Annotated in this window: 11 protein-coding genes; 6 read left to right on the top strand and 5 right to left on the bottom strand. The window is 61.8% G+C overall.

The genetic code is table 11. The annotated features are described in order from the left end of the window. Positions 1 to 742 precede the first annotated feature (742 nt). The 4 genes from ACN0SO_RS22565 (at position 743) to ACN0SO_RS22550 (ending at position 5,215) form a co-directional block, all read left to right on the top strand. Positions 743 to 2,446, top strand: a complete 1,704-nt coding sequence (locus ACN0SO_RS22565) for a methyltransferase domain-containing protein (protein ID WP_417681342.1) — start codon at positions 743 to 745, stop codon at positions 2,444 to 2,446. A gap of 98 nt (positions 2,447 to 2,544) precedes the next feature. Beyond that, the gene (gene metK / locus ACN0SO_RS22560) at positions 2,545 to 3,732 is read left to right on the top strand and encodes a methionine adenosyltransferase (protein WP_417681341.1); all 1,188 of its coding nucleotides are present in this window, start codon (positions 2,545 to 2,547) and stop codon (positions 3,730 to 3,732) included. A 190-nt stretch (positions 3,733 to 3,922) separates the two neighbouring features. Then, positions 3,923 to 4,381 (top strand): GNAT family N-acetyltransferase, encoded by a 459-nt coding sequence (locus ACN0SO_RS22555; RefSeq protein WP_417681339.1) that lies wholly within the window; start codon positions 3,923 to 3,925, stop codon positions 4,379 to 4,381. Positions 4,382 to 4,507: 126 nt separating this feature from the next. Continuing rightward, a complete protein-coding gene (locus tag ACN0SO_RS22550; protein ID WP_417681337.1) occupies positions 4,508 to 5,215 on the top strand; it encodes a glutathione S-transferase N-terminal domain-containing protein in 708 nt (235 codons plus the stop codon). A 195-nt stretch (positions 5,216 to 5,410) separates the two neighbouring features. Here the strand turns inward: ACN0SO_RS22550 and ACN0SO_RS22545 are convergent, their stop codons facing one another. Next, entirely contained in the window at positions 5,411 to 5,872 is a 462-nt protein-coding gene (locus ACN0SO_RS22545; protein WP_417681335.1) for a DUF2147 domain-containing protein, read from the bottom strand. 386 nt (positions 5,873 to 6,258) lie between these two features. On the opposite strand from ACN0SO_RS22545, the gene ACN0SO_RS22540 reads away from it, so the two are divergent. Next, a complete protein-coding gene (locus ACN0SO_RS22540; RefSeq protein WP_417681333.1) occupies positions 6,259 to 6,531 on the top strand; it encodes a hypothetical protein in 273 nt (90 codons plus the stop codon). Positions 6,532 to 6,761: 230 nt separating this feature from the next. Here the strand turns inward: ACN0SO_RS22540 and ACN0SO_RS22535 are convergent, their stop codons facing one another. From ACN0SO_RS22535 to ACN0SO_RS22520, 4 genes are all read right to left on the bottom strand, one after another. After that, the gene (locus ACN0SO_RS22535; protein WP_417681331.1) at positions 6,762 to 7,175 is read right to left on the bottom strand and encodes a BA14K family protein; all 414 of its coding nucleotides are present in this window, start codon (positions 7,173 to 7,175) and stop codon (positions 6,762 to 6,764) included. A gap of 185 nt (positions 7,176 to 7,360) precedes the next feature. Continuing rightward, positions 7,361 to 8,410, bottom strand: a complete 1,050-nt coding sequence (locus tag ACN0SO_RS22530) for an amidohydrolase family protein (RefSeq protein ID WP_417681329.1) — start codon at positions 8,408 to 8,410, stop codon at positions 7,361 to 7,363. A gap of 46 nt (positions 8,411 to 8,456) precedes the next feature. Beyond that, entirely contained in the window at positions 8,457 to 10,376 is a 1,920-nt protein-coding gene (locus ACN0SO_RS22525) for a TRAP transporter permease (RefSeq protein ID WP_417681327.1), read from the bottom strand. 22 nt (positions 10,377 to 10,398) lie between these two features. Continuing rightward, positions 10,399 to 11,406, bottom strand: a complete 1,008-nt coding sequence (locus ACN0SO_RS22520) for a TAXI family TRAP transporter solute-binding subunit (protein WP_417681325.1) — start codon at positions 11,404 to 11,406, stop codon at positions 10,399 to 10,401. A 159-nt stretch (positions 11,407 to 11,565) separates the two neighbouring features. Here ACN0SO_RS22520 and ACN0SO_RS22515 point away from each other — a divergent pair, with 159 nt between their 5' ends. After that, positions 11,566 to 12,477: a LysR family transcriptional regulator gene (locus tag ACN0SO_RS22515; protein ID WP_417681324.1), complete on the top strand. Its 912-nt coding sequence runs from the start codon at positions 11,566 to 11,568 to the stop codon at positions 12,475 to 12,477. Positions 12,478 to 12,515 lie beyond the last annotated feature (38 nt).

The raw sequence follows: 12,515 nt of genomic DNA, 5'->3' as shown, positions 1-12,515 counted from the left end.
GCCGTCATCTTTTTTGAGATTTCGCCGGACGGCGCATAAGCGCCAGTCCGGGGCTCGCCCGGCTGTGCCTGCGGGGCCCCTTGCACTGATGATGTGGATTCGTCTTACGGGTCTTCATAAAAGCGCGAAGCGGTAATTATTACGATTATAATTCTTTCTGATTATAGGTTAATTAAGTTCAAATTTTGAATTCTGAATGATTTTTTCGTATTTATGTATGTATTGCGCCCATAGTTTCTGTTTTTATAAATCTAAATTTTGAATATCCTCCTTCATTATTTTCAGTTTGAGGGTTTTTGTCTTTCCGATTTGTGCTGTCAGGAAAAATTCAAGAAAAATAATTTTCCATTTATTTCAAGGCCTTATCGTAATTTCTGCGGATGGTATCACCCTCTGCAGGTCTCCAGCTGTTGAAATCGGAGCGCAGGCTGATACCCTCCGGCCGTTCCTGGCTAGAGGGCGCATCAGACATGCCTGTCTCTCCGGGGCTTCCAACAACGGTGTTCGGCACATGTTCCGGGCCGTGAAGTCCTTCGGATTGCGCCCGTCGCCACAAGGTTCAGCAGTTCAGGCCGGCTATCCGCCGGTCCGGCCGTAACCCTGCAGCGCATCGCGCGATTCCTGCTGGACCGACGAAATGAAGACAAATCCCTTCCGGCTGCCAGGTCCGCCCGGCAGTGCGAAGGTGCGCGCCCGCCGTCGGTCCGCGCGACGGCGTTGTAAATCTAGAGGAGACCAGATCATGCGTGCAGTCCGTGTACCGCAGAATGCAGAGTTCGAACTCGACGAACAGGCCTACGGCCAGGACCCCACGGCGAATCGGGAAACCGATCTCTACCGGGGCGAGTACATCATGTCCTTCGTCGAGAAATGGGACGAACTGATTGACTGGGACGCCCGGGCGAACAGTGAGGGACAGTTCTTCATCGACATCCTGCGGGCGCGCGGCAAGGAGACCGTGCTCGATGTGGCGACCGGCACCGGCTTCCATTCGGTGCGTCTGACCCAATCCGGTTTCAACGTGACCTCTGCGGACGGGTCGGCGTCCATGCTCGCCAAGGCGTTCGAGAATGGGCAGAAGCGGGGCATGATCCTCAAGACCGTCCAGGCCGACTGGCGCTGGCTCAACCGGGACATCCAGGGCAAGTACGACGCGATCATCTGCCTCGGCAACTCCTTTACGCACCTGCACGAGGAAAAGGACCGCCGCCGGGCGCTCGCCGAATTCTATGCCGCGCTCAAACATGACGGCATCCTGATTATCGACCAGCGCAATTACGACGCCATGCTCGACCATGGTTTCAGCTCCAAGCACAAGTACTACTATGCCGGCGACAAGGTGAAGGCGGAGCCGGAACATATCGACGAGGGATTGGCGCGGTTCAAATACAGCTTTCCCGACGGCGCTGAATACACGCTGAACATGTTTCCGATCCGCAAGAACTACATGCGCCGGCTTCTGTCGGAAGCCGGGTTCGAGCGCGTGCGGACCTACGGCGATTTCCAGGAAACCTATGCGGAGGAAGATCCGGACTTCTTTATCCATATCGCCGAGAAATCCAGCCTGCACCTGGTGCGCTGGGGCGGCGCGACTCTTGAGGAGGGGCAGACGGATATCCGCGAGGTTGCCGAAAGCTATTACGACAGCGACGATGCGGACACGTTCTACAGCACCGTCTGGGGCGGTCAGGATCTGCACATCGGCCTCTACGACACGACGAAGGACATTCGGACCGCGTCGGATCTCACCATCGAGGAGATGCTGAAGATGCTGCCGAGACTGGAGGATGGGGCGGCCTTCCTGGATATCGGCTCCGGCTACGGTGGCGCCATGCGCAAGGTCTTGAGCCGACGGGGCGACCGTGAAGACGATACGGCTGTCTGCCTGAACATCTCCGAGGTGCAGAACGACACCAACCGGCACCGCAATCGCCAGAAGGGCTACGCCGACCGGATCCGGGTCGTGCATGGGGCGTTCGAGGACATCCCGGAAAAGCCGGCCAGCTTCGACGTCGTCTGGAGCCAGGACGCGATCCTGCACTCCGACCAGCGCCAACAGGTGCTGTCCGAAGTGTTCCGGGTGCTGAAGCCCGGCGGCTATTTCATCTTCACCGACCCGATGCAGGCCGACGATGCGGACCCGTCCGCGCTGCAGCGGGTTTACGACCGTATTCAGCTCAACAGCCTTGGGTCCATGCGTTTCTATCGGGAAGCGGCGGAAGCGCTCGGCTTCGAGGTGGTCGAACAGCGCGACATGACCAACCAGCTGCGGACTCACTATTTCCGCGTCCGCGAGGAACTGATCGCCAATTACAAGCGTCTGCGCGACGACGGCGCATCCGCGGAATATTTGGACAAGATGGCTGAAGGGCTACAGAACTGGGTGGATGCTGCCGATGCGGGTCAGCTTTCCTGGGGCATCCAGCTGTTCCGCAAACCCGCCTGATCGGGACCAACCGATTCCGATTATTCCGACCAATCGAGAGGACGGCAGCATATGTCTGCCGTCCGCCTGCCAATCAACAAACCACGGGAGAACGCTTAATGGCGCAGAAGTCCTGGCTCTTTACCAGTGAATCCGTTTCCGAAGGTCACCCCGACAAGGTGTGCGACCGCATTTCCGATACCATCCTCGACGCCTTTCTGGCGCAGGACCCGGAGGCGCGGGTCGCCTGCGAGACCCTGACCACCACCAACCATGTTTCCATCGCCGGCGAGGTGCGCGGGCCCGACAGTGTCCTCAAGGACGTGGAGGGACTCGTGCGCGATGCAGTGCGCGACATCGGCTACGAACAGGACGGCTTCCACTGGAAGACGCTGGAAGTGATCAATCGGCTCCACAAGCAGTCTTCCGACATCGCCATGGGCGTGGATGAAGGCGACAAGGGCGAGGAAGGCGCCGGCGACCAGGGCATCATGTTCGGTTACGCCTGCGATGAAACCGAGGAACTGATGCCTGCGCCGATCCAGATCTCGCACAAGATCCTGCGGCTGATGGCCGAGGCCAGGAAATCCGGTGCCGAACCGCGCCTGGGGCCGGATTCGAAAAGCCAGGTGACCCTGAAATACGAGAACGGCCGTCCGGTCGGCGTCGACGCGGTGGTGGTCTCCACCCAGCACGGAGAGGACGTGGACCAGGAGACGGTGCGCGAGATCGTGCTGCCCTATGTCCAGAAGGCGTTTCCGGAAGGTTGGCGCGCGCCGCAGGACCGTCTTTACATCAATCCGACCGGCCGGTTCGTGATCGGCGGTCCGGACGGGGACGCCGGCCTCACCGGCCGCAAGATCATCGTGGATACCTATGGCGGGGCCGCGCCGCACGGCGGCGGGGCGTTTTCGGGCAAGGATCCCACGAAGGTGGATCGGTCCGCGGCCTATGCTTCCCGATATCTTGCCAAGAACGTGGTCGCATCCGGTCTGGCAAATCGCTGCCTGATCCAGCTCGCCTATGCGATCGGTATGCCCGAGCCGGTTGCCGTCTATGTGGACACGCAAGGGACGGGCAAGGTGGACGAGGCCGAGCTTGCCCGGGTGTTGCGCGAAATGGTGCGGCTGACCCCGCGCGGTATCCGCGAGCAGCTCGGCCTGCTGAAGCCGATCTACGCCCGCACCGCCGCCTATGGCCATTTCGGACGGGCCCCGGACGCCGACGGCGGCTTCGGCTGGGAACGCACCGACCTTGCCGATGATCTCGCCCGCCACTTCGGCGCTTCGCGGGACGCGGCCGAATAAGGACAGGCGTCCGCACCGTGCGCGCGCCTTGGGGAGGGAACGGCGCGCATGGTCCTGCCTCCAGTTTCCGTTTCCGATGAGGAAATGGAAACCGGAGGCGCGGACGTCTCCCACGACCCAATCCAGCTTGTTTTCCCTCCTGTGCCTGTGCTCTATGGGCTTCCCGCCAAATGAGTATTCAGGACTTTCCATGACTGCCGACATCCGCATTGAAAAAGCCCGGCCGGAGCATCTGGCCGATATCCTGGCGCTTCTGATCGCCGGCGCTGCAGGCGCGCGGGTGGGGCAGGAGACGGGGAAGGCCGAGGACTACAGGGACGCGTTTGACGCCATGCTGGCGGCGCCTGAGATGGATGTCTATGTAGCGCTCGACGGGGACGAGGTGGTCGGCACCTACCAGATCCATTTCATGAAAGGGCTGACCTTCCAGGGGCGCCCGCGGGTTGAGCTTGAAAGTGTGCACACCCGCGAAGACCGGCGCGGGCAGGGGATCGGGGCGATGATGATGGCCCATGCGGAGGAACTCGCCCGGGCAGCAAACGCGGGGCTGATGCAGCTCACATCCAACCGGGTGCGCACCGATGCCCATCGGTTCTATGTGCGGCTTGGCTTCGACCAGAGCCACCTTGGTTTCAAGAAGATGTTATGAGCGATCCGGAATTTTACGGAAGTTTTTTCGCTTCACCGCTTGTGCTGTCCGCCGCAGCGTCCTAAATCCATCGTTATTCTACGATCAATCGCGGCCCGACTGGCCGGCGAAGACAAGGGGACGACCATGGCAACGACGCAGACGAAGCCGATTGAACTCTATTACTGGCCGACACCGAACGGCTGGAAGATCTCCATCATGCTGGAGGAGCTGGGTGTCCCTTATGATCTTAAGCTGATCAACATCGGCAAGGGCGACCAGTTCGAACCCGATTTCCTGAAGATCGCCCCGAACAACCGCATGCCGGCGATCATCGATCCGGAAGGTCCGGGCGGCGAGCCGATCTCGGTGTTTGAATCCGGCGCGATCCTGCAGTATCTCGGCCGCAAGTTCGGCAAGTTCTATCCCGCCGACGAGCGCAAGCGGGTGGAAACGGAAGAATGGCTGATGTGGCAGATGGGCGGTTTCGGCCCGATGCTCGGCCAGAACCACCATTTCCGCGTCTACGCGCCGGAAAAGCTGCCCTATGCCATGGACCGGTACCTGAACGAAACCCACCGGCTCTACCGGGTGCTGAACACCCGTCTCGAAGGACAAGACTATGTGGCAGCCGGGGAATACACCATCGCCGACATGGCCATCATCGGCTGGGCGCAGGGTTGGGAACGGCAAGGGATGGACCTTGAGGAATTCCCCAACGTGAAAGCCTGGAAGGCGCTGCTGGAAGCCCGTCCGGCGGTTCAGGCCGGCCTTGCCGTGGGCAAGGAAGAGCGTGAAAAGCTGCAGCTCGCCGACGACAAGCAAGCGCAAAGCGTTCTGTTCGGGCAGCGGTAGGGCGCGCCCAAACACCTCTCGATCGTCTTCCCGGGCAAACGCAAGTAAGACCCGGGACCGGCGAGCCCCGGCTTCCAGCAGGCGCTTCTGGCAAGCCCGGTAACAATCGAGCTCGCCGGTCCCGGATATTGGCTGCAGGTTTTTCCGGGATGACTTTGGAGGATCGAAGCAATCGACAAGAGGTCTTCTGATCTCTCACCGTGCTCGGCGCCAGGTTTCCTTTTCGCACATTTTGAATATGACCCGGACGCAGCCCTTGATGGTCAGGCGGTCGCTTGAGGACCGCGTGACGGTGGCATCGGCGCTGAAGCCGCGGCGGGGATCGTAGACGCGGCCCTGCAAATTGCGGCCGGCTTCCCGCAGCTCGTAGAGAACGGCAAGGCCAAGCACCTTGCGATTGCGCTTGGAAGTGTCCTGGTTGTTGAGGTCTGGGGTGTTCTCCACGGAGTAGCCGGGTGGGGGAACAAAATTGACGATCCGGCCGCAGGGGCTTTCACCGCAGGGGCCGATGCGCACGGTTGCGCCTGCGGGTGTGAGCCAGTCGCCGGCGAAGGCGTCGAGATCCGCTCTGGCCGGAGCGGCACCCATAAATATTGACATAATAATCGCCGTCACTGGCAGATACGTTGCCCATTCGGGTTTGAAGCAGGCCTTCATGCCGCATCTCCTGTCAGAACGCATTTCCGAGCGGACTATAGCGGAAGACCCGGCGACCATGAAATCCGTTCCGGGTCGGATCGGCTTTCGTCCATCCGGCCGCAACGGAAACCTGCAAACATGATCTATGGTAATCAGAGTCTTTCCAGCAACTTACGGCTTTTAGATAAAGGCGATTGAAAAGACGAAGCTTTTTGCCCTGACAGCCTTACCGGGAAGTAAACTTCAGGAACTCTTAAGTCTTTGTTCGCATTGCATTAATTTAAAATTTTAACGGCGCCTTCAACGGCTTTTCCCAAGATAAGCCCATGAAACGCGGGACTTTACCGCTCGCAGTTTCAGGGATGCCTTCGGGGGAAGGCGGTCTTTAACAAGGGGAGAGCGTAATGGCTCGTTTTGAAGTGTACTCCGCCGATATGGCGATCATGGGCGAACAGCCCGCATCGGCAGATATCCTGTTCCAGATGGGTCTGGACAGCGCCTGCGGCCGTCATCACGGCGTCGCCGATCTGGTCAGCGCCCACAAGTGGTTCAACATTGCGGCCCTGAAGGGCAGCATGGAAGCAGCCCGCTACCGCAAGGAAATTTCCTTTGAAATGACCCGCGATGAAATCGCGGAAGCCCAGCGCTCGGCGCGCGAATGGCTGGCGATGCATTGAGGGGGGCCAGCCGGACACCCGGCTCCTCCGGATAAGGCGACGGCGCTCCTCCTCCCGCGCCGTTGCCTATTTTCTTTTTGGCGTTTGATTTTGAAATTTACCGCACTTCCCGCATGATTATTTCCGGGAGGTGGCTGTCCTGGAAGACGTCTGGTTTTCTTCAGGAGAGCAAAAAAGACCGCCCAATTCCTTGAGCGGCCTTTCACCATTTTCGTGTGGCGGAAAGCTTCCTACCGGTAAGGGCTGCGGCAATAGTGGTAATAGCCGTCGTAGCCCAGATACTGGTCGGTTCTGGGATTGTAGGACCGGTACCGGTTCAGACACCAGCGCACATGGGCATGCGAGCGGCGGTAACGCGGCGGCGGCGGCGCATAGCGCGGACCGTAATAGCGCCGGTCATAGTAGCGAGGAGGGTATCTGCGATTGTTCGGCGGGTATTCCCATCCGCGAGGCGGCGGAGGACCCCACTGGGCGAGTTGGATCGTATTTTCGGCGCCAGCCTGAGGCGCAGGAGCCGCAGCAGACGATCCGGATACCGGAGCCGTTTCCGCATTGGCCTGCGGTGCCAGAGCAAGGACGGACAGTCCCAAAAGCGCGGAACCCGCAAACTTGAATAACCTGGATTTCCATATCGTTTTGATCATCGGGACCTCCAAACTCCGCCCGGTCCGTTTCCGGCCGGAAATGAATGGGCATATTCTGAAAAGAAACGCGCTTCCCGATCTTGATACGGATCAAATATGTCAAAAAATATAGGTGACGTCGGACAATTCAGGTCAGTTGCAGATCCTGGAAGGTGGCGCGGGAAGCCGCGCCACCGGTCTCGCCGTTATTCGGCGATCTTGAACACTCTCCGGGCGTTGTCCTCGTAGAACTGTTTTTTTCCCGCATCGTCCAGGGGCAGGTCATCCATCCAGGCGACTTCTTCGGGTACGAACTGCCAGGGGTAGTCCATGGCATACATCATCCGGTCCGGGCCGATAACGTCGCGGACGAACATGACCGGTGGAGCCCAGCCGACGCCGCTGTTGGTGTAGATGAAGTTCTCGCGCAGGTACTCTTCGGCCTTGCGCTTCAGCGGGCCGACATTCGGATAGCGGCCGGTGACCGAGATGTGGCTGTGCATGTAGTTGATGCGGTAGAGCCAGAAGGGCAGGGCCTCGCCGCAGTGGCCGAGGATGATCTGCAGCTTGGGGAAGCGGTCGAACAGGCCGGCGACCATCAGGCGCAGGGCGTGGAGGCCGGTCTCGCAGGCAAAGCCGTAGACGGCCGCATCGAGACCGCGTTTCAGGAACGGCTCGATCATCTGGGCCGGCGGGGTGTTCGGGTGCAGGTAGATCGGCACGTCCAGGGCTTCGGCGGCCTCGAAGACCTCCCAGTATTTCTCGTCGTCCATATAGGTGCCGAGCGTGTGGGAATTGAGGATACCGCCGCGCATGTCGAGCTTCTTGACGCCGCGCTCAAGCTCCTTGGCCGCATTGGCCGGGTCGAGCGGGCTGAAGGCGGCGAGGCCGACGAAACGGTCCGGATGGCGTGCGATGCCTTCGGCGAGCTCGTCATTGAACCGGGTGGCGAGCGAAGTGGCGGTCGCGGGATCGAAAATCTGTACGCCCGGCGAGGTCAGCGACAGAACCTGGATGTCGATCCCGCTGTCGTCCATATCCTTCAGGCGGATTTCGCCCAGGTCCTGGATGCGCGCGTGATGGGCTTTCGCCTTGGGACTGTCGCCGGAAAAGAAACCCCAGAGCGACTGGAAGCCGGGATCGTTGATCGCCTTTTCCTCAATCTCCTTGCGGTAGAGTTCGATCATCTCGGCAGGTGCCCAGGCCTCCTCGGTGGCGATGCGCTTGTAGGGCGGATTGGGATTTCTCTCGGTCATTGTCGCTCCGTTCGATGAGTCCGGTCAGGTGGTTAGGCCGGTTTGGTCAGACTTGGGATGAGGGCTGGGGGCGTGCCGTTGCCGGCGTTGTCCTCACGTGGCCGGCAGAAAAGCGGCGCAGGATCCAGATCAGGGGCAGGGCTGCCAGCGCGACGGCGAGTGTCGCTATTGCGGCGGCGCCGAAGAGGGCGCTGCTGCCGCCGATGAAGAGCGCCACGACCGCCATGGCAAGCCGTCTCCAGCCACCACCATAAGCGCCTTTCCATGCGAGCACCTCGGCGAGGATGATGCCGCCGGCACCCACGCTCAGGCAGGAGACCGCGATCTCCTCCCAGGTGCCGTCGAAGAGAAGCGCCGGGTTGAAGGCGAAGACGAAGGGGATGAGATAGGCGACGATGGCAAGCTGCACCCCGGTGACGCCGGTGCGCCACATGTCGCTCTGGGCCAGGGACGCGGCTGCGTAGGACGCGATGGCGACCGGCGGGGTCAGCATGGACAGCAGGCCGAAGTAGAAGATGAACAGGTGGGCGGACATGAGACCGATGCCGGCCTTGACCAGTGCAGGCGCCAGCAGCACGGAGACCACCACATAGACGCCGGTGGTCGGCATGCCGACGCCGAGGATGACGGCGATCAGGGCCGTGACCGCGAGCAGCGGCAGGACGCCGCCGACCTGGGCGATCTTGCCCAGCGCCAGGGTCAGGGCGAAGCCGAGGCCGGTGACATTGATGGTGCCGATGATGATGCCGGCAACGGCGCAGACCAGCAGCACGGGCACCATGGTCTTGCCGGCTGTGCGGGCAATCTCGAACAGGAGAGAAAAGCGCGGGGCGCCGCGCGGGGCCATGACGAGGTGGAAGCCGTAGGCGACGAAGGCGGCGTAGAGGGCGGCCTTGCCCGGCGCGTAGCCGAGGCCGAACAGGAAATACATCAGCACGCCGAGGGGCAGGAGCAGCGGCCACGAGCGGATCAGGCTCTTGCCGAGCGGCGGCAGTTCGGATCGGGGCGCGCCTTCCAGACCGTGGACGGCAGCGTAGCGGTCGACCTGCAGATAGAGCATGACGTAATAGGCGACGGCCGGCAGCAGAGCGGCGAGCACCACGTCCGCATAGGAGACCTGCAGGAATTCGGCAATGACGAAGGCGGTGGCGCCCATGACCGGCGGGGCGATCTGGCCGCCGTTGGAGGCGACGGCCTCGATGGCCGCCGCATAGCGGGCGGGAAAGCCGGAGCGCTTCATCATCGGAATGGTGACGATGCCGGTGCTCATGACATTGGCGACGGTGGAGCCCGACAGAGTGCCGAACAGACTGGAAGCCAGGATCGCCACCTTGGCCGGGCCGCCGCGCCGGTGGCCCATGGAAGCCATGGCGAGGTCGGTCAGGAGCTGGCTGCCGCCGACGGCGTTCAGGACTGCACCGAAGACGATGAAGCCGAGAATCTGGGTGGCGCCGACCCGCAGCACCAGACCGAGGACGCCGTTGGTGTCGTTGTAAAGATAAAGGGTGAAGCGGGCCGGCGCCATTTCGGCGGCTGAAAAGATGCCCGGCGCCAGATGACCGAACAGGCCATAGGCGATGAAGGCGACGCCCAAAAGCGCCAGCACCGCTCCACAGTGCCGCCGTGTTGCCTCCAGAATGCCAAGGAGGGCAATGACGGCGGGGATCCATTTTTCCGGACCGCGGTTGACCGGGTCGAGCAGCCAGGCCTCGTAGTTCCAGGCAAGCCACAGCCAGGAGGCGAGGCAGGCGAGGCCGAAGAGCCAGTCGAGAGACCGCAGCAGGGCGTTGTCCTTGAGCGGGACCGTCACCAGCCCGGCGAGCGTCGCCAGGCCGATCATCAGCGCCAGATATTGCTCGGTCAGAACGACGAACCCCAAGTGCCGGGGCACGTCGAGCAGCCACAGGATGCCAAGGGCGGTCAGAGCGGCCACGAGGGTGGCCACCGCCGGAAAACGCACGGTCATGATCTTGGTCCGGGTGTTCGGATCAGTTCTTGTTCAGCGCCGCATCGCGGGCCGTGTTTTCGTCGCTCCACAGGCCTTTCGACTTGTAGAAGGCGACCGCGGCCGGGTGATAGGGCACGGTGTTGGACGGTGCCGACAGCTTTTCCTGGGACGCAGCGCCGAGCGGCGGATAGTCCTTCTTGAGCTGAGGCAGGGAGTCGTAGAACGCTTCGGCGATGGCCGCGGCATCCGCATCCGGCATGTCGGCGCTGACCGTCAGAAACACGTCAAATCCGCCGACGGTGACCGGTTCGGTCACTTCCGGAAGGCGCTTGGACGGCTTCACTTCCACCAGATACATGCCCGGATAGAGTTCGTCCGCCTTCGCGCTCGTTGCGTCAGCACCTTCGATCGAAAGGTATCGAATGCCGCCGGGAATGGAGGCCTGTGCCTGCTGGGTCAGCGGAATGCCGACGGCGACCGACGTTGCGTCGAGGCTGTTCTCGGTGAGCTGGGCCATGCCCGGCCCAAGGCCGGCGGTGGTAACCGCGGTGACGTCATCTGTCTTCAGGCCGCTCAGCTCCAGCATCATCTTGTTGAACTTGCTCATGGCGGCGAGCGCGCTGAAGTCGGTGACGACCCGTTTGCCTTTCAGGTCCGACACCTTGGCGAGACCTTCGTTCGCGCGGGTGACGAAAGCCACTTTCAGCGGCCATATGCGGGCGAGGACGCGCAGGTTTTCAAGCGGCTTGCCGTTTTCGCCCCGGCGCGCGCCGCCGAGGTCGAGGCTGGAATTGAGCCCCATGTTGACTTCGCCCGCGCTGATCAGCGGCAGGTAGACGGATGAGCCCGTGAAGGGCTGAACGGTGACCTGACGGCTGAGCTTGTCCTGCAGGGCGGCGGCGATGCCGCCACCGATGGTGTAATAGATCGAACCTTGCGGGTTGGTTCCAAGGGTCAGCCGGCCTGCGGCGGACGCGGTCATGGCCGAGGCCGTATAAAAACTTAATGCGCCGGCAAGAGCCAGCGCAGCGGTGCGGCGCAAGTTCATTGTTCTTCCTCCCAATGCGAGCGCCTGTGCGGGGCCGGGTTCCCTCCCGGTATCCGTTTCCGAATAGCTTCCCTTTGGCGCTGTCACGAGAATGATTGAACGCCAGAATTATTCTCAATAAAATCGAAAAATTCAGAACGATTATGAAGATAACATGCAATGAATATTGAGACCCGTCTCACTCTTAAACAGCTCCGGGCGTTTGTCGCGGTCTACCGGCTCGGCAAGCTCGCCGGCGCGGCGGACGAACTGGGCGTATCGCTGTCGGCCGTCAGCGCCCTGATCCGCCAGATCGAGGAGACGCTGAACACGCGCCTGTTCGACCGCAGCACCCGTACCCTTGCGCCGACGCGCGCCGCCGACGAGGCCTTCGGGATCGCGGAACGGATCCTGCAGGACGTGGTGACGCTCGGCAGCAATTTCCGCGACCTGTCGGAGGGCAGCCGCGGCCGTGTGCATCTGGCCGCTACGCCGGCGACTGCCGCGACCCTGTTGCCGGGGACCGCCCGTCGCTTTTCCCAGCAGTACGGCAATATCGAACTGGTGCTGGACGACTGCGCGCCGAGCCAGTTCCTGCCCCATATCGTCTCCGAGCGGGTGGAAATGGGCATCGGCACACCGGCTCCAGCGGGCGCTGGCTGCGACAACCGTCTGATCCTGTCGGATGCGCTGCAGGTGGTTTGCGCGGAAGACCATCCGATTGCAGCACGGGCAGAGGTGCGTTGGCGGGATCTTGCGGATGTTCAGCTCATCACCTTTCGCGGCGGCCCTTATGGCGTGCGCGACCTTGTCGACCGCACGCTGATGCAGGTTGGCGCCAAGCCGGAGGTCTCCCATGAGGTCGGCTTCCTGGAAACCGCCGCTTGGATGGCGGCCAGCGGCCTCGGTGTCGCGATCCTGCCGGCAGCGCTTGCGGCCATGCACCGCCACCAGGGCCTCGCCACCCGTCCTCTCGTCGCCCCCGAAGTCAGCCGCAGCATTGCTCTGGTGACCAAGAAGGGAAGGTCGCTGTCGCCGTCCTGCAAACTGTTCGTCGATATGGTGGTGGAGGATATCGGGAATGTGGGGTGAGGAGCGCGGTAGGGGGGGCTCTCCTGCGTCCAGGGTGC

The sequence above is a fragment of the Roseibium sp. genome, assembly GCF_048260565.1.
Lineage (GTDB): Bacteria > Pseudomonadota > Alphaproteobacteria > Rhizobiales > Stappiaceae > Roseibium.
The sequence above is the reverse complement of the archived record's forward strand: the minus strand, read 5'-3'. Positions and strand labels throughout refer to the sequence as shown.